General features: G+C 71.4%; 16 protein-coding genes and 2 pseudogenes. 12 read left to right on the forward strand and 6 right to left on the reverse strand.

Annotated elements, in window-relative coordinates; translation table 11 throughout:
* Positions 1 to 32: 32 nt before the first annotated feature.
* The 4 genes from OG505_RS03645 (at position 33) to OG505_RS03660 (ending at position 3,100) form a co-directional block, all read left to right on the forward strand.
* Positions 33 to 671, forward strand: a complete 639-nt coding sequence (locus OG505_RS03645) for a hypothetical protein (protein WP_405430957.1) — start codon at positions 33 to 35, stop codon at positions 669 to 671.
* Positions 668 to 1,456, forward strand: a complete 789-nt coding sequence (locus OG505_RS03650) for a hypothetical protein (RefSeq protein WP_405430959.1) — start codon at positions 668 to 670, stop codon at positions 1,454 to 1,456. The genes OG505_RS03645 and OG505_RS03650 overlap by 4 nt, the downstream gene beginning before the upstream one ends.
* 17 nt (positions 1,457 to 1,473) lie before the next feature.
* Complete coding sequence (locus OG505_RS03655; RefSeq protein ID WP_405430961.1) at positions 1,474 to 2,373, forward strand: ABC transporter ATP-binding protein; 900 nt, start codon at positions 1,474 to 1,476, stop codon at positions 2,371 to 2,373.
* A gap of 550 nt (positions 2,374 to 2,923) precedes the next feature.
* On the forward strand, positions 2,924 to 3,100 hold the full coding sequence (locus OG505_RS03660; protein ID WP_405430963.1) for a hypothetical protein: 177 nt from the start codon (positions 2,924 to 2,926) through the stop codon (positions 3,098 to 3,100).
* Here OG505_RS03660 and lpdA read toward each other — a convergent pair.
* The 3 genes and pseudogenes from lpdA to OG505_RS03675 all read right to left on the reverse strand — a co-directional run bounded on the left by lpdA (position 3,090) and on the right by OG505_RS03675 (position 6,697).
* Positions 3,090 to 4,493, reverse strand: a complete 1,404-nt coding sequence (gene lpdA, locus OG505_RS03665; protein WP_405430964.1) for a dihydrolipoyl dehydrogenase — start codon at positions 4,491 to 4,493, stop codon at positions 3,090 to 3,092. The genes OG505_RS03660 and lpdA overlap by 11 nt on opposite strands.
* Positions 4,494 to 4,703: 210 nt before the next feature.
* Positions 4,704 to 5,162 (reverse strand): annotated as a pseudogene (locus OG505_RS03670) (transposase); the annotation flags it as partial.
* A 221-nt stretch (positions 5,163 to 5,383) separates the two neighbouring features.
* Positions 5,384 to 6,697 carry a serine hydrolase domain-containing protein gene (locus OG505_RS03675; RefSeq protein ID WP_405430965.1) on the reverse strand — a complete coding sequence of 438 codons (1,314 nt, stop codon included), beginning with the start codon at positions 6,695 to 6,697 and terminating at the stop codon, positions 5,384 to 5,386.
* A gap of 109 nt (positions 6,698 to 6,806) precedes the next feature.
* Here OG505_RS03675 and OG505_RS03680 point away from each other — a divergent pair, with 109 nt between their 5' ends.
* The 4 genes from OG505_RS03680 (at position 6,807) to OG505_RS03695 (ending at position 11,640) form a co-directional block, all read left to right on the forward strand.
* Positions 6,807 to 7,280 carry an NfeD family protein gene (locus tag OG505_RS03680; protein WP_405430966.1) on the forward strand — a complete coding sequence of 158 codons (474 nt, stop codon included), beginning with the start codon at positions 6,807 to 6,809 and terminating at the stop codon, positions 7,278 to 7,280.
* A 5-nt stretch (positions 7,281 to 7,285) separates the two neighbouring features.
* Complete coding sequence (locus OG505_RS03685; protein WP_405430968.1) at positions 7,286 to 8,392, forward strand: SPFH domain-containing protein; 1,107 nt, start codon at positions 7,286 to 7,288, stop codon at positions 8,390 to 8,392.
* Positions 8,393 to 8,572: 180 nt separating this feature from the next.
* Entirely contained in the window at positions 8,573 to 9,340 is a 768-nt protein-coding gene (locus OG505_RS03690) for a hypothetical protein (protein ID WP_405430970.1), read from the forward strand.
* A 98-nt stretch (positions 9,341 to 9,438) separates the two neighbouring features.
* Positions 9,439 to 11,640, forward strand: a complete 2,202-nt coding sequence (locus OG505_RS03695) for a transglycosylase domain-containing protein (protein WP_405430971.1) — start codon at positions 9,439 to 9,441, stop codon at positions 11,638 to 11,640.
* Between the two features lie 11 nt (positions 11,641 to 11,651).
* Here OG505_RS03695 and OG505_RS03700 read toward each other — a convergent pair whose 3' ends face one another.
* A complete protein-coding gene (locus tag OG505_RS03700) occupies positions 11,652 to 13,499 on the reverse strand; it encodes a thiamine pyrophosphate-requiring protein (RefSeq protein ID WP_405430972.1) in 1,848 nt (615 codons plus the stop codon).
* A 119-nt stretch (positions 13,500 to 13,618) separates the two neighbouring features.
* Here OG505_RS03700 and OG505_RS03705 point away from each other — a divergent pair, with 119 nt between their 5' ends.
* From OG505_RS03705 to OG505_RS03715, 3 genes and pseudogenes are all read left to right on the forward strand, one after another.
* The gene (locus OG505_RS03705) at positions 13,619 to 14,431 is read left to right on the forward strand and encodes a TrmH family RNA methyltransferase (RefSeq protein ID WP_405430973.1); all 813 of its coding nucleotides are present in this window, start codon (positions 13,619 to 13,621) and stop codon (positions 14,429 to 14,431) included.
* A gap of 28 nt (positions 14,432 to 14,459) precedes the next feature.
* Complete coding sequence (gene argG / locus OG505_RS03710; protein ID WP_405430974.1) at positions 14,460 to 15,911, forward strand: argininosuccinate synthase; 1,452 nt, start codon at positions 14,460 to 14,462, stop codon at positions 15,909 to 15,911.
* Positions 15,912 to 15,952: 41 nt separating this feature from the next.
* Positions 15,953 to 16,360: pseudogene (locus tag OG505_RS03715) on the forward strand (PucR family transcriptional regulator ligand-binding domain-containing protein); the annotation flags it as partial.
* Positions 16,361 to 16,495: 135 nt separating this feature from the next.
* On the opposite strand, the gene OG505_RS03720 reads toward OG505_RS03715, so the two are convergent.
* A complete protein-coding gene (locus tag OG505_RS03720) occupies positions 16,496 to 17,845 on the reverse strand; it encodes a hypothetical protein (RefSeq protein WP_405430975.1) in 1,350 nt (449 codons plus the stop codon).
* An 84-nt stretch (positions 17,846 to 17,929) separates the two neighbouring features.
* Here OG505_RS03720 and murD point away from each other — a divergent pair, with 84 nt between their 5' ends.
* On the forward strand, positions 17,930 to 19,279 hold the full coding sequence (gene murD, locus OG505_RS03725) for a UDP-N-acetylmuramoyl-L-alanine--D-glutamate ligase (protein ID WP_405430977.1): 1,350 nt from the start codon (positions 17,930 to 17,932) through the stop codon (positions 19,277 to 19,279).
* Positions 19,280 to 19,357: 78 nt separating this feature from the next.
* On the opposite strand, the gene OG505_RS03730 is transcribed toward murD, so the two are convergent.
* Complete coding sequence (locus OG505_RS03730) at positions 19,358 to 20,326, reverse strand: hypothetical protein (RefSeq protein WP_405430978.1); 969 nt, start codon at positions 20,324 to 20,326, stop codon at positions 19,358 to 19,360.
* Positions 20,327 to 20,393 lie beyond the last annotated feature (67 nt).

Consider the following 20,393-nt stretch of genomic DNA (forward strand, 5'->3'; position numbering starts at 1 on the left):
ACCACCCGGGCCCCCGCCGCTACGTACCCGTTGTGACAGGTGTTGAGATCTGGGGATTCGAGGCCAGACGCTGCGGCGTTGCCAGCCTCACGCTGCCCTGGCTGGCGACCTGCGGGATCATTTCCGCCTCCTTCGCCGCGGCCGCCGCGAACGCAGGGACGGCCGACGCGGTCGGTCTCGGCATGGTGCGGCTGGTGGCGATGGTCTTCCCGATCACCGCGGGGATCGCCGCCGTCGCCGCCGTCGGCCGGGAGCGAATGCCCGAGTTGCAGTCCACTTTGCCCACACCCTATCCGCGCACGGTGCTGCGCCGCCTGCTCGTGGTCACCGCCGTGACTCTGCTGGCCGCCGCCACGCTGATCATCGTGCTGATCGCCCGGAACCAGTGGAACCACCCGGCGCACGGCATCGCGGCCATCCTGGTGCCGCTCGGCCCGGCGCTGCTGTTCATCGGTGCCGGTGCCTGGGCCACCGCCCGGCTGCGGTCGGTCAGCGGCGCCTCGGTGATCGTGATCGGATTCTGGTTCCTGCAGATCTTCTACCTCGACCGCTTCATCGGGGTGTGGCAGGTCAACCGGGCGCTGCTCTCCTTCGCCGGTATCGCGTTCGCGGTCCTGGCCCTTCGCAAGCTCGGTGCCTCCGAGCGCCTCGTCCACGGGAGCCGGGAATGAGTCGTTTGCTGAGCCCGGCACTGGCCGGTGCGATCAAGTACGAGTTCCAGATGGCGGCGCGCCGCAAGGTGGTGTGGCTGGCGGTGCTGCCGCTGCTCGCCATCGGCCTGATCCTCCAGATATTGTCGCCCGAGTCGGCCAAGCTCGACACCGCAGCCGCCCGGGTCGGTGCCTGGTCACTGAGCTTCAACCTGCTGGTGATCGTCGGGCTGAGCGTCGCCCTGGCCGACCGGTTCACCGGCACCACCCGGCGCGGGCTCAACGAGTTGCTGCTGGCGACCCCCTCAAGCCTCGCGGCGCGGATGCTGGGCTCGCTGGCCGGCAGCCTCGCCGCGGCGCTCGCACCCGTGGCCGCGGCGCTGGTTGTGGTGGCTGTCGTGCTCACTTTTACCACCGGTGACGTGTCCACCCTGGGCTGGGCGGTGGTCGCGTTCTGCACGGTCACCGTGCCGAGCGCTCTGCTGCTGACCACCTTCGCGGCCACGCTGGGGCTGGTGCTGCCGATGGCGGTGGTCCGGGTGATCGCCGTGGCCGTCTGGTTCTGGGCCACCCTGCTCAGCACCAGCATCGTGCCGATCCCCACGGTCACCGGGACGCTGCTGTCCCCGCTGGGCGACTACATCGCCGGCGGCTGGCTGCACGCACCGACCATCTGGGCCGGCGAGGGCGCCTTCGCCGCTCCCGCCCCGTCCGCTGCTACCGCCGCCGTCAACCTCATCCTCGTCGTGGCGATGAGCGCGGTGCTGTTCACCGCGTCGTGCGCGCTCGCCCGACGCCGCCTCTGACGCCGACCGGAGACCCGATGGACATCGAGATCACGGACCTGACCAAGACCTTCAAGGGCGACGCGCGCGCCCTCGACCGGCTCTCCCTGTCGCTGACGCCCGGCATGATCGGGCTGCTCGGTGCCAACGGGGCCGGCAAGACCACGCTGATGCGCATCATCACGGGACTGATCAGCCCCACCGCCGGCCGGGTGATCGTGGGCGGCCACGACATGGCCACCGGCGCAGGCAAGCAGGCGGTCCGCCGAGCGCTCGGCTACCTGCCGCAGGACCTGGACCTGTATCCCGACCTGAACGCGCGGGAGTTCCTCGACTACGTCGCCCTGCTCAAGGGCATCGACGACAAGCGGGTCCGCCGCGACCAGGTCGGGTCGCTGCTCGAACGGGTGGCGCTGACCGAGCACGCCAACCGCCGGGTGCGCGGCTTCTCCGGAGGCATGCGACGCCGCCTCGGCATCGCCCAGGCTCTGCTGGGCGACCCGCGGCTGATCATTGTCGACGAGCCCACGGCCGGCCTCGACCCCGAAGAGCGGATGCGGTTCCGCACACTGCTCGCCGGCCTCGGCGGCGACCGGACGGTCATCCTGTCCACGCACATCCTCGACGACGTGGCACAGACCTGCCCGGAGGTGGCGGTGCTCAACGCCGGCCGGCTGGCGTACCACGGCAGCACCAACGGCCTGGTCGAGGCGGCCGACGGCAGGACGTTCAGCCTGCACACCACCGGTGCTCCGCCAGTCGGCGACCTGACCGTGGTCAACGCGCAAGCCGCGTCGAACGGCATGCTCTACCGCTTCGTTGCCGAGACTCCGCCGGCCGGCGCCGAGGCCGTGGTCCCGAGCCTGGAGGACGGTTATGTCGCCCTGATGCGAACGTCTCGTGCGCACCAGCAGGAAGCAGCGCGGGACGGACGATGAAGCTGCCGACGTCAGGCCGGTGGACGCGTGCCGGCACCGGTGCGAGCGCCGCGGTTGCGGCTATCACAGCGCCGGGCGCGGTGCTCATGCTCCTGACTCATCGAGGCCCTGCACCACATCCGTGACGTCACCTTCGGCGAGGACGCCAACCAAATCCGCATCGGCAACGCCCCGCAGGCCATGGCCGCCCTCCACAACACCGTCATCAGCCTGCTCCGACTGGCCGGCGTCACCAACATCGCCAAAGCCCTACGCCACAACAGTCGAAACCCGTACCGGCCGCTACAACTCTTTGGAATCACCTAAATCGGACATACAACTACCTTGCCGGACTCTGTTGGCTAACTCGCTGTAGCCGGCGGGTGTTCGAGCTTGGCGGCGGCCGTATGTCCCTTATGGAGTGTGGTGCCCGGATGTCAATGAGGCCCAGGGTGTCGGTGGAGATTCCGGCGCAGACCGTGGCGGTGGTTCAGGTGGCGTGTCCGGGTGGTACCCGGGTGTTCCGCACCGGGTTTGATGGAGACATCGAAACCTGGGAGGAACACCAGCGATGCCGGGGGTGCTGGTCGCCGCCCGCTTCCTCCAGGGCATCGGCGGAGCGCTCACCATGGCGGTCAGCCTTGGCATGATCGTCCGGCTCTTCCCGGAACCGGCCGAGCGGGCTCGGGCCATCGCCGCCTTCAGCCGCTTGGAGGGACGGCCGACCCCGCGCGGCGTCACATGTTGATCATGTGTCCGGCGAGCCCGTGCAGGGCGTCCTTGACCGCCTCGCCGAGGGTCGGGTGGGCGTGCACGTTGCGGGCAAGCTCGTGCACGGTCAGGTCCCACTGCTGCGCCAGGGTCAGCTCGGGCAGCAGTTCGGTGACGTCCGGACCGATCATGTGCCCGCCGAGCAGTTCGCCGTACCTGGCGTCACTGATCAGCTTGACGAAGCCGACAGTGTCGCCCAGGCCGTGCGCCTTGCCGTTGGCGCTGAAGGGGAATTTCGCCACCCGCACGTCGTGGCCTCGCTCGCGGGCCTGCGCCTCGGTGAGGCCGAAGCTGGCCACCTGCGGCTGGCAGTACGTCGCCCGCGGGATCATGGTGTAGTCCAGCTCCATCGTCTCGGCGCCGGCGATCGTTTCGGCGGCGACGATGCCCATCGCCTCGGCGGCGTGCGCGAGCATCAGCTTCGCAGTCACGTCGCCGATCGCGAACAGGTGCGGCACGCTGGTCCGGCAGCGGGCGTCGACGTCGACGGCGCCCCGTTCGGTGAGCCGGACCCCGGTCTTCTCCAGGCCATAGTCATCGACGCGGGGCGCGAAGCCGATCGCCTGTAGCACCCTGTCAGTCTCGAGCACGCGCTGCTCGCCGCCCTTGGACGACACGGTCACCCGGACCCGGTCGTCGGTCTCGTCGATCGACTCCACCCGGGTCGACGTGAGTACCTCGATGCCGAGCCGCTTGTAGCGGCGGGCAAGTTCGGCCGAGATTTCCTCGTCCTCCAGCGGCAGCATCCGGTCGAGGAACTCCACGATCGTCACGCGCACGCCGTAGTTGTGCAGGACGTACGCGAACTCGACGCCGATCGCGCCCGCCCCGGCGATGACGATACTTTCCGGCAACTCCTGGGAGAGAATCTGCTGCTCGTACGTGACGACCCGGTCGCTGACCGCGGTGCCGGGCAGCAGCCGGGTGGTCGCCCCGGTGGCGATGATGCAGTGGTCAAACGTGACGGTGTCGGTGCCGCCGTCCTTGCGGGCCACGGCCAGCGTGTGCGGGTCGGTGAAGCTGGCCCGTCCCTCGTACTCAACGATCGCGTTCTTCCTCATGAGGTACCGGACGCCCTTGGCGCGCCCGTCGGCAACCTTACGGCTGCGGTCGAACGCGGCACGATAGTCGAGGCTGACCTGCCCGTCGACCCGGATGCCGTACGTCCTCGCCTCGTGGGTGACCAGGTAGGCCAGTTCGGCGTTGCGAAGCAGCGCCTTGGACGGGATGCAGCCGACGTTGAGGCACACGCCGCCCCAGTACCGCTCCTCGATAATGGCCGTCGACAATCCCAGTTGAGCCGCGCGGATCGCGGCGACATAGCCTCCCGGACCCGCCCCGAGCACCACCACGTCAAAGTGTGCAGACATACCCCGATCCAACGCGCCGCCCGCACCCGCTGTCGATGGCGGCGGTCGGGGTGTGGCGACCGTCTCCACCGAAGGCCGCCCGGCGCACTGTCATCGGCAAGTGCCAGCTATAGCTGGTAGTCACATCTACATGGAATCGCAACCTTGCACCCATCAAGCGCACTTCGCGCCCGCGGCGCCGCTCCGGAGTACGTTCGGGCAAGCGGGCTCGAGGAGGAGGCCGAGGGTGTCGGTGATGATGCCGCGTTTGCGGCCGACGATCTTCTTTCCGGCGTCGGTGCCCTGTGTGGACAGTGGGACGTTGGTGGAGGTCTTCACGCTCTGGCTGTCCATGATGGATGCGGTGGGTGTGATGGTGCGGCCGTGGTGGTCGCGGACGAGTCCGGTGAGCTGGTAGTTCAGGTCGGTGAAGATGCCTTCTTTGCTCCAGGCGGCGAAGTAGCCGTAGACCGTCGGGTGGGGTGGGAAGTCGTGGGGCAGGTAGCGCCAGGTGATGCCGGTGCGGTTGACGTACAGGATGGCGTTGAAGATCTCGCGCAGGTCGTGGGTGGGGGTGCGGCCGCTGACGCCGGCGTCGGTGCGGGCCTGTCGCCAGGCGGTCAGGCGGGGTGCGATCAGGGCCCAGCGGGCGTCGGACAGGTCGGACGGATAGGCTCGTCGCGCGGTCATGATTCAGGCGTACGGCGTCTGGGGGTCGGATCGACGGACCTCATGTACGTCGATGTTGGGTGAAAGTGAACCAGACACGATCGCGGGCTGAAATGCTCTGATTCTGGTCAAGGCAGAGCTGGCCAGGATGTGGTTATTCCAGGCCAGGTCCGGCATATTGCCCTGACGAGGTCGAGACGTAAATCGGCCGCTACTGACGCGAACGCGAAACAAACGTCCAGTCAGGGCTCCTGGTCGGGGCTGCGGGTGTAGACGAAGGTGGCGATGTCCAGCGCGGCCGCGCGGCCCTGCCCGTCGCGGCGCACCGTGAGGATCTCGCCGTCCTGCCCACCGGCCCGACCCCGCCAGCGATCCGGGCCCTCGGGAACGAACCGGAGATTCGGTGCGCCGACCGGGCCGGCGTGCAGGTCGCCGACGGCGTCCGCGTACACCTCGATGGAGGTGCCCATCCACCACCAGCGGCCGGTCAGCTCGGCGAGTTCGGCGGGTGGCGGCGCGGCGGCCGGGCGCCACGGGGTGGCCGGGGCGGGTTCGGCGTCCAGCACCAGCGTGAGCAGTTGCCGGCCCAGCCCGCCGATGTGGCCGGTACGGAAACCGTAGGAGTTGGCGAAGCCCACGACCGCGGTGCGGCTGGGCCGATGCACGGCCAGCGAGGCGACGTAGCCGGGCATGGAGCCGCCGTGTCCGACGTACACCCGGTCGCCTTCCCGGAAGAGCTCCAGCCCGAGGCCGTGGCCGTGTCCCCAGGACTCCTGGTCGCTGATCACCACGGGGGAGCACATCTCGGTCAGCGTCTCGGCGGCCAGCACCGACGGGTCGGGGTCGGCCAGGAAGGCGGCCCAGCGGCCCAGATCCTCGATCGTCGACCAGAGCTGCCCGGCCGGGGCCATCGCCCCGGTGTCGGTACGCGGCTCCTCGCGCAGGGTGTCGTGCCAGGGGTGCACGACGTAGCCACGGGCGAACGGCTCGGTGGCCGCGTACGTGGTGCGGCGCAGGCCCAGCGGGGTGCGGATCCGCTCGCTGAGCAGGTCGGCCCAGGGCGTCCCGGTGAGTCGTTCGAGGACGCCGCCGAGCAACCCGTACGCCAGGTTGGAGTAGTGATAGGTGCGGTGCGGCGGGTAGGCGATCTTGTCGGGGTTGACCCCGGCGAGCAGGGTGGTGAGGTCCACGCCGGCGGCCCGTTCCCACCAGTCGCCGTCGGGTTCGCGCTGGATGCCGCTGGCGTGCGCGAGCAGTTGGCGCAGGGTGAGCGCGCCGACGCCGGTGCCCGGCAGGTGGCGCTCCACCGGGTCGTCGACGGCGAGCCGGCCCGCATCGCGCAACTGCATGATCAGGGTCGCGGTCATGGTCTTGCTGATCGAGCCCAGCCGGTACTGCAGGTCGGCGTCCGGGCGGGGGTGCGCACCGGCGGCGGCCAGGTGCGCCAACGTGCCGTCGCGCACCACGCCCAGCACCAGCGAGGGGGTGTGGCCGTCGGCCTGGGCCTGCGCGACCCGGGCGTCGATCTGCCGGGCGGTCTCGGGCAGCAGGGTCAACGGGATCTCCTTGGGTCGGGCTGCCAAATCATTGTCGGGGCGGGGCCTCGCCGAGCCTACTGATCTTTGCGGGTGGGCTGCTCGTGCATCCACGTGTCAGGATCGTGGTGTGGACGCCGTGGTGTGGATCGTTTTGGGTGTGGTGCTGGCGGTCGCCGAGATCTTCACGACGACCCTTTTTCTCATCATGTTCGGGGTTGGGGCTTTCGCCGCCGCCGGTGCCGCCGCCCTGGGTGCGCCGGTGGCGGTGCAGGCCCTGATCTTCGCGGTGGTATCCGCGTTGAGCCTGGTGGTGGCGCGGCCGGTGATCAAGCGGCACCGCCGTTCGGCGCTGGAGAGCGGCGAACAGCCGTTCGGCGTGGAGGCGATGGAGGGCTCCACGGCGCTGGTGCTGGAGCGGGTGGACGCCGACAGCGGCCTCGTCAAGATTGACGGGGAGCTGTGGAGCGCTCGGCCGTACGACACGACGCAAACTTTCGAGCCCGGTCTGCGGGTTCGGGTGATAAAGGTCCGGGGCGCGACCGCCCTGGTCTGGCAGGACGATGTTTCTTCCGCCGGCGAGCTGCCGGAAGCGAGAGGGTGAACGGGATGACGATATTCGGGGTGCTGGTGATCGCGGTGGCGTTGATCGCCGTGATAACGCTGGCCAAGGCGGTGCGGATCGTGCCGCAGCAGCGCCAGGACGTGGTGGAACGGCTCGGTAAGTACAAGCGCACCCTCAACCCCGGCCTCAACCTGCTGGTGCCGTTCATCGACGCCGTCCGCACCAAGGTCGACATGCGGGAGCAGGTGGTCAGCTTCCCGCCGCAGCCGGTGATCACCTCGGACAACCTGGTGGTCTCGATCGACACGGTCCTCTACTTCAAGGTGGTCGACTCGGTCCGGGCGACGTACGAGATCTCCAGCTTCCTCCAGGCCATCGAGCAGCTGACCGTCACCACGCTGCGTAACGTGATCGGCTCGCTGGATCTGGAGCGGGCCCTGACCAGCCGGGACGAGATCAACCGGCATTTGTCCGGTGTGCTGGACGAGACCACCGGCCGCTGGGGCATCAAGGTGACCCGGGTGGAGATCAAGGCGATCGAGCCGCCGGCCAGCATCCGCGACTCGATGGAGAAGCAGATGCGCGCCGAGCGGGACCGCCGTGCCGCGATCCTGACCGCCGAGGGGCACAAGCAGTCGCAGATCCTCACCGCCGAGGGTGAGAAGCAGTCGGCGGTGCTGCGGGCCGATGGTGATCGGCAGGCCCGGATCCTGCAGGCCGAGGGGCAGGCGAAGGCGATCCGGACGGTGTTCGACGCGATCCACCAGGCGAACCCGAGCCAGAAGGTCCTCGCCTACCAGTACCTGCAGGCTCTCCCGCAGATCGCCCAGGGCAGCGCCAACAAGGTCTGGATCGTGCCGGCCGAGCTGACCAAGGCCCTGGAGGGCATGGGTGGCGCGCTCGGTGGGCTGAGCCAGATGGTCGGGGACCTGCCCGCGCCGGAGGCGGCCGACCACGCGAGCCAGGTGGAGCGCGAGGCGGCGGAGGCGGCGCAGGCCGCGGCGGACGCCGCCCAGCAGATCCACGACGAGGTACGCGTCGCCGAGGCGCAGGCCACCGGCGGCAACAAGCCGCAGGGGCTGCCCGCGCCGGAGCCGGTCACCCCGGCCAGCCTGACCGAGGACCCGGCCGACCAGCGCGAGCGCGGCTGATCCGGCACGCCGGCCGGGCCGGGCGAGCCTCGAACCGAGGCTCCGACGCACGGCGTTAATGCGAGAAATGCTCATGGGGCGCTCCGATGCCTGCCACGATCGGTCCTAGGACGGGTGGTGACCAGGCAATCGGGGCGCCCCGGCGCGTCTCGCACCGCTCGCGGACGAGCGAGGTGACGCATGAAGGATCCGGCGAATCGGATGTGGTCCTCGGCCCCGGTGCCCGGCGCGCACGACCCGGTCGCCCCGCTGGGCTCCCGGAGCACCGGTGGAGGGTTCGGCGTACTGCCCTTCCTGGGCGAGCCGACCCCGGGCGCCCCGGCCACGAATGCCAGCTGGGCCTGGTCGGTACGCCGGTTCGCGCGTGCCGCGGTGTGGCTGCTGCCCGCGTACGCCATTCTCTACGGCGCGGTGGCGATGGCCAGCGACGGCGGGGTGGGCAACGACCCCTATCCCGCCGACGGCCGGGCCGTGTATTTGATCGGCTGGGTGGCCGCGGTGTGGCTGGGCCTGCTCGCGCTGCTGGCCCTCACCGGCCTGCTGGCCGCCACGCGCAGCCGCCGGGTGGCCGCCGCCGGTCTGCTGGTCAGTATCGCCGGCACCGTGCTGATGCTGCCCTTCGCCGGGCTCGAGGGGCAGACGCCGGTCTTCGGCACCACCGCGCGCTCGCTGGTCCTGCTTGGCGCCACGTTCTACAGCGTGGGCTGGCTCCTGACCGGGTGGGCGGTGGCCCGCTCCGGCACCTTCAGCATCGGCGACGGAGTCATGCTGATCATCGCCGCACCACTGCTCGGCCTGGGGGGTGCCCTGATCGGCTCGCTGCAGACGTTCGGCGCGATCTTCGTGCTGATCGCCGGCATCGGCATCGGCTACCGCTCCGGCCGCCTCATGCCCCGCGAAACCGCCCGAGACGCCGCCAACGCCAGCCTGAGCACCCCAACCCCCTAAAACCCACCCAGGGGGAGGGGGCCGTGGGGGCGTGAAGTTGGTGACAGTTGGGTTTCGGGGGTGGTCGGTTGGCGGTTTTTGTGGCAATCCTGGGGAGCATGGCCGCCTCTCGCTCGCCGCTGTCGCGGCTGTTCACCGTGCTGCTCGCTGGCGTGCTGGCCGGGCTCGTCCTGGCCGTGGCCGCGCTCCCGGGCAACCTGCTGGTCGGGTTCGCCGCGCGCGCCGCGATCGGGTCGTACGCCGCATTGCCGGCCTCGCTGAAGACCCCGGCCACCCCGCAGCGCTCGTACCTCTACGCCAACGACGGCAAGACGCTGCTCACCACGTTCTACGACGTGAACCGCACCGACGTCGCGCTGGCGGACGTCGCCCCGGTGATGCGGCAGGCGATCGTGGCGGCCGAGGACCGGCGGTTCTACGACCACGGCGGCGCGGACCTGCGGGGCCTGGCCCGAGCGCTGGTCGCCAACGTCAAGGGCGGCGGCGCCGAGCAGGGCGGCTCCACGCTGACCATGCAGTACGTCCGCAACGTGCTCAAGACCGACCCCACCCGCACGCCGGAGGAGCGCGCCGCCGCCACCGACCCGACCGTCGGCCGCAAGCTCCAGGAGATCCGGTACGCGGGCGCGCTGGAGAAGAGCCTCGGCAAGGACGAGATCCTCAACCGGTACCTGAACATCGCCTACTTCGGCTCCGGGGCGTACGGGATCGCGGCGGCCAGCCAGCGCTACTTCGGCAAGCCGCCGGCGAAGCTGACCCTCGCCGAGTCGGCGTTGCTCGCCGGCCTGGTGCAGTCCCCGGACGCGTACAGCCCGATCGGCGGCGACAAGGACGAGGCGCTGGCCCGCCGGTCGTACGTGCTGGACTCGATGGTCGCCACCGGCGCGATCACCGCAGCGCAGGCCGCGCAGGCCAAGGCGGAGCCGCTGACCCTGCACCCGACCGCGCAGCCCAACGGCTGCACCGCCGTCGCCCGGGGCCACGACGACTGGGGCTTCTTCTGTGACTACCTGCGCCAGTGGTGGCTGACCCAGCCGGCCTTCGGCGCCACCACCGCCGAGCGCGAGCAGGCCCTGCGCTCGGGCGGCTACACCGTCGTCACCTCGCTCGATCCGCAGGTCCAGGCCACCGCGCAACAGCAGGCCACCAGGGTGTACGGGTACGACAACAAGCGCGCCCTGCCGATCGCGGCCGTGCAGCCGGGCACCGGTCGGGTGCTGGCGATGGCGGTCAACCGGCACTACAGCCTGGCCGACAACCCGGCCGGGCAGGCGAACTACCCGAACACCGTCAACCCGTTGATCTCCGGCGGGGCCAGTGTCGACGGATACCAGGCGGGTTCGACGTTCAAGCTGTTCACCATGCTCGCCGCGCTGGAGTCGGGCCGTACCCTCTCCACCGGGTTCGACGCCCCCGCCAAGCTGCCCACCCGGTACGCCGCCGAGGGCCCGGGCAGTTGCGACGGCCGCTGGTGCCCGGCGAACGCCAACCCGAAGTGGATGGACGGGTACCGGATGATATGGGACGGCTTCGGCCGTTCGGTGAACACCTACTTCGTCTGGCTGGCCGAGCAGGTCGGGCAGGACAAGGTCGTCGAGATGGCGCAGCGGCTCGGCATCACCTTCCGCGCCGACTCGGACGCCGCCTTCGCCAAGAACAACGCCGCGAACTGGGGTTCGTTCACCCTCGGCGTCGCCGCCACCACCCCGCTGGACCTGGCCAACGCGTACGCCACGGTGGCCGCCGAGGGCACCTACTGCACCCCGGTGCCGGTGGTCTCGGTGACCGACGCGAAGGGCGCGAAGGTGCCGGTCGGCCAGCCGTCCTGCAAGCGGGTCCTGGACGCCGACGTGGCGCGCGCCGCGACGGACGCGGCCCGCTGCCCGGTGGGCCAGCAGTCGCCGTACGGGCAGTGCAACGGTGGCACCGCCACCGGCGTGAACGACATCCTCGACGGTCGGCCGGTGGCCGGCAAGACCGGTAGCTCGGAGGAGAACGCCACCGAGACGTTCGTCGGCTTCACCCCGCAGGTGGCCGTCGCCGGCATCGCCGCCAACCCCGACGACCCCGCCGACTCGGTGGGTTCGGCGGTGCAGAGCAAGGTGATCGACGCGGTCGCCCGAATCATCGCCACGGCGGTGAAGGGGCAGCCGGAGAAGGCGTTCGTCGCGCCGAGCCGTGAGCTGGCCGGCGAGCCCCGCCGCCCGGTGGAGCGCCCCGTCGTCCCCGAGCGCCAGCAGCCCACCCGGGAGCAGGACCCACGCTCGGCCCTGCAACGCTGGCTCGACCGGCGCGGCTGACCCGGCGGGGGTCAGCGCTCGCGGCGGCGGGGGCGGTAGCTGGCGATCGTCGCGGGGAGACCGCGGCGGATGATGCCGGCCCAGTCGGTGTCGCCGCGTAGCACCGCCGCCGCGGTCTTGCGGGCCTGCTCGGCGGTGAAGTGCGGCGGCAGCATCAGCTCGGCCGGGTCGACCAGCGCGTTGATGACGACCGGCCGGTCGGCGGTCAGCGCTCGCTCCCAGACGCCGGGCACCTGCTCCGGCGAGTCGACCAGCTCTCCGTGCAGCCCGAGGACCTGGGCCCACTGGTGGTAGCCGATGTCCGGCAGCTGCTGGCTGTCCGGGAACATCGGCATCCCCTCCGAGGAGCGCTGCTCCCAGCTGACGAACGCCAGGTCCCGGTTGTTGAGCACCAGCACCACGAACCGCGGGTCGGCCCAGCCGTGCCAGTACTTCGCCACGGTGATCAGTTCGTTGACGCCGTTCATCTGCATCGCCCCGTCGCCGATCAGCGCGACCAGTGGCCGGTCCGGGTGGGCGAACTTGGCGCTCAGGGCGTACGGCATGGCCCCGCCCATGGACAGCAGCGTGCCGGAGAGGCTGGCCAGCATCCCGGGTCGGACCTGCACGTGCCGGGCGTACCAGGCGGTCGCGGTGCCGCAGTCCACGGCGAGCATCGCGTCGTCGGGGAGCCGGTCGCTGAGCTCGGTGAACAGCAGTTGCGGGTTGACCGGGTCGGCGCTCTGCGCGGCCAGGTCGCGCTGGACGCGTCGCCAGGCCGAGGTGGCCTCGGCGATCTCGGCCCGCCAGGCGGTCGGCCCGGGGCCGGGGCCCAGCTCGTCCAGCAGCGCCCGCAGGGTGGGGCGGGCGTCGCCGGTCAGGTTCACCTCGGTCGGGTAGCGCAGCCCGAGCTGGGTGCCGTCCAGGTCGATCTGCACCGCGCGGGCCTGACCGGGCGGCGGGTAGAACTCCGAGTACGGCATGTTGCTGCCCACGATCAGCAGCCGGTCACAGCCGGTCATGAGCTGCCAGCTGGGCCGGGTGCCGAGCAGTCCGATCGCGCCGGTCACCCACGGCTCGCGATGGTCGACAACGGTGAAGCCCAGCAGCGCGGTGGCCACCCCGGCGCCGAGCCGGTGCGCGATCTCGCGGACCTCGTCCTGCGCGCCGAGTGCGCCCTGCCCGACCAGCATGGCCACCCGCTCGCCGCCGCGCAGCACCTCGGCGGCGCGGCGCAGGTCGGCCTGCGGCGGAACCGTCGGCGTGCTGCTCGGCACGTTGCTGGTGTGGTAGTAGCCGTGCGCGTGCGGCGGGTCGGGGATGGCCGGCTCGTCCTGCAGGTCCGACGGGAGCACCAGGGCGGTGACGGTACGCCGGGACAGCGCCGTGCGGCACGCCCGGTCGACGAGGTGACGCACCTGCGCCGGATGGTCGAGCTGGGCCAGGAACGCCGCCGCGACGTCCTTGTAGAGGGCGAGGAGGTCGACCTCCTGGTAGTAGCCGCCGCCCTCGGCGGTGACCGCGGTGTGCCCGACGAGGGCGACCACCGGCTGGTGGTCGAGCTTGGCGTCGTACAGGCCGTTGAGCAGGTGGATGGCGCCGGGCCCGCTGGTCACCAGCGCGCAGCCCAGCGGCCCGCCGCCGTACTTGACGTGCGCGGAGGCGGCGAAGCCGGCGGTCTCCTCGTGCCGGACCTGGACGAACTGGGCGCGCTCGTTGGTGCGTTGCAGGGCGGAGGTGAGGCCGTTGATGCCGTCGCCGGGATAGCCGAAGTAGCGCCGCACGCCCCAGCTGAACAGGCGGGAGACGATGTGGTCCGCGACGGTCGGTCGCCGGGGCAGGGCACCCGCTTCGGGCGGTGCCGTGTGGTCTGCGCTCACCTGGCTGGTCCTTCCCGTCGAGTCCGGTACTTCACCGGTCGTTCCCCGTCTCGACCGGACAAAACACCCCGTGCGGCGGGCATCCGGAGCGGGGGTCGACCGTCCGGCAGAATCGGCGGGTGCCCGTCCACCAGATCACCGACCCTGACGACGACCGGATCGCCGACTACCGCGCGCTCACCGACGTCGAGCTGCGCACCCGCTGGGAGCCTCCGCACGGCCTGTTCATCGCCGAGGGCGAGCTGGTGCTGCGCCGGGCGCTGCGCGCCGGCTACCCGGCCCGGTCGTACCTGGTCGACGCCAAGCGCGTCGACCAGCTCGCCGACCTGGACACCGGCGACGCGCCCGTCTACGCCGCCACCCAGGACGTGCTGCAACGGGCCACCGGTTTCCACGTACACCGGGGGGTGCTCGCGTCGTTCCACCGCCGCTCGCTGCCGACGGCGGCCGAGGTGCTCGCCGCCGCGCGCCGGGTGGTGATCCTGGAGGACGTCAACAACCACACGAACCTCGGCGCGATCTTCCGGGGCGCCGCCGCGCTGGGCATCGACGCCGTGCTGCTGTCGCCGTCCTGCGCCGATCCGCTGTACCGGCGCAGCGTACGGGTCAGCATGGGTGAGGTCTTCGCGATGCCGTACGCCAAGCTCGAACGCTGGCCCACCGGGCTCGACGAGGTGCGCGAGGCGGGCTTCACCGTGCTCGCCATGACGCCCGCGCCGGACGCCGTACCCATTTCGCGGTTGACCCCGGCGCAGCGCGCGCGGGCGGCGTTGCTGCTCGGCGCCGAGGGTCCCGGCCTCACCGCCGCGGCGCAGGCGGCCAGCGACGTGCGGGTGGTCGTCCCGATGCGGCGCGGCGTGGACTCGTTGAACGTCGCCGCCGCCGCGGCGGTGGCGTTCTGGGAACTGGGTCGCGACGATCCGCTTGCATGACCATGCGTCTTGCTGAATAATCTTCCCCGTGTCCAAGGTTCTCACCTCCCTGCCCATCGGCGAACGTGTCGGCATCGCCTTCTCCGGCGGCCTCGACACCTCGGTCGCGGTCGCGTGGATGCGCGACAAGGGCGCCGTCCCCTGCGCCTACACCGCCGACATCGGCCAGTACGACGAGCCCGACATCGGCTCGGTGCCCGGTCGCGCGCTCAGGTACGGTGCCGAGGTCGCCCGGTTGGTCGACTGCCGCGCCGCTCTGGTCGAGGAGGGCCTCGCCGCGCTGACCTGCGGCGCCTTCCACATCCGCTCCGGCGGGCGGGCCTACTTCAACACCACCCCGCTGGGCCGGGCCGTGACCGGCACCCTGCTGGTGCGGGCGATGATCTCCGACGACGTCCAGATCTGGGGCGACGGCTCGACCTTCAAGGGCAACGACATCGAGCGGTTCTACCGCTACGGTCTGCTGGCCAACCCGCAGCTGCGCATCTACAAGCCGTGGCTCGACACCGACTTCGTCACCGAACTGGGTGGGCGTAAGGAGATGTCGGAATGGCTGCTGGAGCGCGGCCTGCCGTACCGGGACAGCACCGAGAAGGCGTACTCCACCGACGCCAACATCTGGGGCGCGACGCACGAGGCGAAGACCCTGGAGCACCTCGACACCGGCATCGAGACGGTCAGCCCGATCATGGGCGTCCGGTTCTGGGACCCGTCGGTGGAGATCCCCACCGAGGACGTCACGATCGGGTTCGACCAGGGCCGCCCGGTGACGATCAACGGCAAGGAGTTCGGCAGCTCCGTCGACCTGGTGCTGGAGGCCAACGCCATCGGCGGCCGGCACGGCCTGGGCATGTCCGACCAGATCGAGAACCGGATCATCGAGGCCAAGAGCCGGGGCATCTACGAGGCGCCCGGCATGGCCCTGCTGCACGCCGCGTACGAGCGACTGGTCAACGCCATCCACAACGAGGACACCCTGGCGAACTACCACAGCGAGGGCCGCCGCCTCGGTCGCCTGATGTACGAGGGCCGTTGGCTCGACCCGCAGGCGCTGATGCTGCGCGAGTCGTTGCAGCGCTGGGTCGGCACGGCGGTGACCGGCGAGGTGACGCTGCGGCTGCGCCGGGGCGAGGACTACTCAATCCTGGACACGACCGGCCCCGCGTTCAGCTACCACCCGGACAAGCTGTCCATGGAGCGCACCGAGGACTCGGCGTTCGGCCCGTCCGACCGGATCGGCCAGCTCACCATGCGCAACCTGGACATCGCCGACTCGCGGGCGAAGCTGGAGCAGTACGCCTCCCTCGGCATGGTCGGCGGCGCGGCTCCCCAGCGGATCATCGGCGCCGCGCAGGCAGCCTCGACCGGGCTGATCGGCGCGATGCCCGAGGGCGGCGCGGAGGCCATCGCCTCCCGGGGCGTCGCCTCCGCCGCCGACGAGGCGCTCGACCGCGCCGCCATGGAGTTCGGCGTCGACTGAGCGGCCTCGGCAGATCGAGGTCCGGGGTCACGGACGGTAGCGTGTCGGCCGTGTTCCCTACCGTCCGTGAGGTCCTCGCCCTGGACCCCGTCCGCCACGGCGCTCCCCGTGTGGTCGCCGGGGACGCCGGGCTGGACCGGCCGGTCCGGTGGGTGCACGTCGCCGAGGTACCCGACATCGCCACCCTGCTCGGCGGCGGTGAGCTGGTGCTCACCACCGGCATCGGGTTGCCGGCCGACGACGCGGGGCTGCGCGCGTTCATCGGCGACCTCGCCGACGTCGGTGTCTCCGGGCTCGTCGTCGAACTGGGCCGCCGGTACGTCAGCGGTGCACCCCGGGTGATGGCCGCCGCCGCCGAGCGGCGCGGCCTGCCCCTGGTCGAGCTGCGCCGGGCCACCCCGTTCGTGCGGATCACCGAGGCGGTGCACGCGCTGATCGTCGACGCGCAGGGTCTACGGACGCCTGGCCCGCATAGCCCCCGCCACCTCCCGCGTTGATCATGAAGTTATTGCCAAGACGCGCCGATGAGAGTGGCAATAACTTCATGATCAACGGGGTCAGAGGGGGAGGGGAGGGGTGGGGGGTTAGGAGAGGGAGGTTAGGGCTTTTGCGTAGGTTGGGGGGATGTGGTTAAGGCCGCCGGGGGTGAAGACGTCCGACGTCGCCACCGCGGACCAGGCCGTTTCCGGTACGGCTTCCACCAGTGCCTTGATCACTGGGGCGTCGCGCCACTGGTCCTGTTCGGCGAGCAGGCCGAGAGCCACCACCGACTCCTCGACCTCGCCCACGCACTCGAACGGCTTGTGCCCGTCCACGCCCAGCAGCTCCCGGTAGCCGGGGATCTGCTCCGGGTCGGCCAGCAGGTCGCCGCCGAAGATGTGGGTGACCCGCTCACGCGGCATGAACGGGGCCATCGCGAGGAAGACGAACCGGCACTTCGGGCAGTCCCGGCACCAGCGCTCGGACGCGTCGCGCAGCTTGAACGCCTGGTTGCAGCTCGTCACCACGTCGTCGTACCGGGTGAACTCGGCGAACAGCCGGGCGATGTGCAGCTCGGACAGCGAACGCAGCAGCGAGAAGTACGGTTCGGTGAGGCCGGCGTGCTCGGCCAGCGCCCCCCGCAGCAGCCCTTCGGCCTCGACGCCCTTGGACCACTGGTGGTTGATCTCGTGGCCGTTCCAGACCAGGTTCGGGTCGGACGCGGAGCGCTCGTTGGACATCACCACCGGGCCGAGCCCGTGCAGCACCGCCGTCGCCACCGCGATCAGCGAGTTGATCGCGGTGACCGGGATGTGCCCGTTCAGCGCGCCCGCCGCGTTCAGGTCGAACAGCACCGGGTCGATGCGGCGTCGGGCCGCGAGGGGGGTCAGCCCGGACGCCTCGTTCACCGAGACGATCACGTGGTTCGGGTTGACCGAGAACGGCACCGGGTCCAGCTCGGCGCGGCGCAGCGCCTCCAAGCTCACGATCGAGTCCTTGCCGCCGCCGACGGCGGAGAGGGGGCGACGATCGGAGTTGTCGTAGACGCGCGGCGACTCCGGCGAGCCGGCCGGCACCTCCGGGCGCAACTCGAGCACGTGCGGCAACTGGTTGCGGTACGCGTACTCCGCGAGGCCCTTGGTGTAGACGGCCGTGACGTAGTCGACGGTGGCCGCGCCCAGCGGCGCCGGCAGCACCAGCCGGGGCGGCGCGGCGACCTTGTAGTAGCTCACCCCGGCGACGAGGTGCAGCACCTCCAGCACCCGACCGAGGGTGGCCACGGTCTCGTCCGACGGCGGCTGCGCCGGCAACGGAAGGGTGATCACTTCGGTGAACCGTTGCTCGCCGGCCGGACCGGTCAGCGCGTAGTCGAACAACACCTCACCGGTGGCGAAGTCGATCGAGTAGGACGGGAAGGTGAAGGCGTCCATCCGCCGGAGCTGCTCGTTGGGCACACGCCATACTAGGCCCTGGTTCGTCCGGCCGTGTCCGGACCGGGCCCCCGCCCTGCCGCCGCCGTGACCCCCGAGGAGAGCCCAGTGCGCCTGTCTGACCTGCGCGGACGTACCGTCGCCGTCTGGGGGGCCGGTCGGGAGGGCCGGGCGGCTGTGACCGCGATCGCCGCGCACGGCCCCGCCGAGCTGGTCGCCGTCGACGACAGCGCCAACTTCCTGTCCCTGCCCTGGGACGGTCCGCTGGCCGAGGCGGCCCCGCTGGTCACCGGAGAGGCGGGCTTCGCCAGGCTGGCCGCCGCCGACGTGGTGGTCCGCTCGCCCGGCGTGCCGCAGACCCATCCCTGGCTGGTCGAGCTGCGCCGACGCGGCGTGCCGGTCACCCAGGGCACCGCGCTGTGGATGGCCGACCACGCCGCACGCACCGTCGGGGTGACCGGCAGCAAAGGCAAGAGCACCACCTCCAGCCTGATCAGCCACCTGCTCACCGCGATGGACCGCCCGAACGTCTTCGGCGGCAACATCGGGGTGCCGACCCTCGACCTGCCCGACGCGGAGCTGTACGTGCTGGAGCTGTCGAGCTACCAGTGCAGCGACCTCACCGACTCGCCCCGGGTGGCCGTGGTCACCGCGCTGTTCCCCGAGCACCTGGACGCGCACGGCGGGGAGCGGGAGTACTACCGCGACAAGCTCAACCTGCTGGCCCACGATCCGCAGACGATCGTGGTCAACGGCGCCGACCCACGGCTCGCCGCCGAGCTGGGGGAGCTGCCGGCGGTGCGGGCCGGCCGCCCCGACACCACCCACGTCGCCACCGGCGCGGACGGCACGCCCTGGTTCCACCTCGGCGACCAGCCGCTCTTCCCCCGCGCCGTGCTGCCGCTGGTGGGCCGGCACAACGAGGGCAACCTGTGCGTCGCCCTCGCCGTGCTCGACGCGCTCGGCATCGACGTGGTGGCCGCCAAGGACCACCTCGCCGTCGCGGTGGCCGAGTTCCAGGGGCTGGCCCACCGGCTCACCGAGATCACCGACCCGTCCGGCCTGACCTTCGTCGACGACACCCTGGCCACCAGCCCGTACGCGGCCATGCACGCCATCGACGCGTACGACGGGCGACCGTTGACCGTGATCGTCGGGGGTAACGACCGGGGGCTGGACTACACGCCGCTGGCCGAGCACCTCGCCGAGCGGGAGCTGACCGTGATCGGCATCCCGGACAGCGGCGCCCGCATCGTCGAGGCGCTCGACGGCCTGCCCAAGGTGCGGACGGAGCTGGTCGACGACCTGGTGGACGCGGTCCGGCTGTCCCGGGAGGTGACCCCGGCCGGCGGGGTGGTGCTGCTGTCCCCGGCCGCCCCGAGCTACGGCCGGTTCCGCAACTTCGAGCACCGCTCCGAGGTCTTCGCCCAGGCCGTCGCCGACACCGCCGGGGCGTAGGGCCCGGCGGATTCACCTCACGGACGGCTGGCCTGGCCGAGACTACCGTCCTGCGCCGGGTCGGCCGGTCTGGTCGGGTCACCGTCGGGCGGCCTGCTGGTGCAGGGCGCGCATCGAGCGGATGGCCGAGCGGGTCTCCTGTAGGTACCGCCCGGGGGTGAGGGTCTGCTCGGGTAGCACCGCCAGGTCGGCCAGCGTCGGGTCCACCCCGACGGTCTCGATGGCGCAGCCGTACGGCACGGCCAGGGTGCGTAGCGCGTCGCAGTGCTGGAACGGCACGTAGATCGGCGCGGTGACCATCAGCGCCTCGTCACCCGGGGCGAGCCGGACGTGCCCGGCCCAGAACCGCTGGGTGTCGGCGGTGTGGGCGCGTCGCCGGTCGGGGTCGCTGGACGGCGCGGCCAGCACCCGTACCGGTGGCAGGCCGGTCGGCCGGTAGGTCCGCGACGACCAGGAGTGGTGGGGGTGGCCGGCGTCGACGCCGTCCTGCTCGGTCGGGGCGGTCACCCCGAACACCTGCCGGACCGCCGTGTCCAGCACGTCCACCTCGGTCTCGTCCGGCGGCAGGCCCGCGTCGGCGATGGTGGCGCGCTCCCACTCGGACAGTGGTCGGAAGCTGCCCAGCACGGCGACCTCGCCGGTCACCCGCAGGCCGGCGCGCAGCAGATGCGCGGCGTACGCGACGCGACGCACGCAGGCGTGCGCCAGGCCGCCCAGCACGACCAGGTGGGCGTACGCCGGGCGGGCCGGCGGCACCGCACGCACCATGCCGAGCGCGGCGGCCGCGTCGAGGACCAGCCTGGACGTGAGCGCGTCGAAGGTCGGCTCGCGCGCGTCCGGGCGTTCGCGCCCCTGCCGGAAGTCCCAGTGCCGGGCGGAGAAGTCATCGAGGAACCGCAGCGCCTCGGCGAGGTCGCCGGTCGGCCAGTGACCGCCGAAGTGCCGAACCAGGCCGCGGAGCGCAGCGGAGTCGACCCAGGCCCGGACGTCCGCCGTGATCTGCTCGGCGACCGTCGAAGGCGACGGGGCCGCATCCGCGCTCTGCACCTGCCGGATGCTACCGCTGTCATCCGGCGGTGCCTGCGGGTTGTGGCTGGCATCTACCCTGGCGGCA

The organism is Micromonospora sp. NBC_00617, assembly GCF_045161355.1.
Lineage (GTDB): Bacteria > Actinomycetota > Actinomycetes > Mycobacteriales > Micromonosporaceae > Micromonospora.

Coding starts and splice junctions, on each gene's coding strand:
- OG505_RS03650 (WP_405430959.1), top strand. CDS start 668: ATGAGTCGTTTGCTGAGCCCGGCACTGGCCGGTGCGATCAAGTACGAG.
- OG505_RS03655 (WP_405430961.1), top strand. CDS start 1,474: ATGGACATCGAGATCACGGACCTGACCAAGACCTTCAAGGGCGACGCG.
- OG505_RS03660 (WP_405430963.1), top strand. CDS start 2,924: ATGCCGGGGGTGCTGGTCGCCGCCCGCTTCCTCCAGGGCATCGGCGGA.
- lpdA (WP_405430964.1), bottom strand. CDS start 4,493: ATGTCTGCACACTTTGACGTGGTGGTGCTCGGGGCGGGTCCGGGAGGC.
- OG505_RS03685 (WP_405430968.1), top strand. CDS start 7,286: ATGACGATATTCGGGGTGCTGGTGATCGCGGTGGCGTTGATCGCCGTG.
- OG505_RS03690 (WP_405430970.1), top strand. CDS start 8,573: ATGAAGGATCCGGCGAATCGGATGTGGTCCTCGGCCCCGGTGCCCGGC.
- OG505_RS03695 (WP_405430971.1), top strand. CDS start 9,439: ATGGCCGCCTCTCGCTCGCCGCTGTCGCGGCTGTTCACCGTGCTGCTC.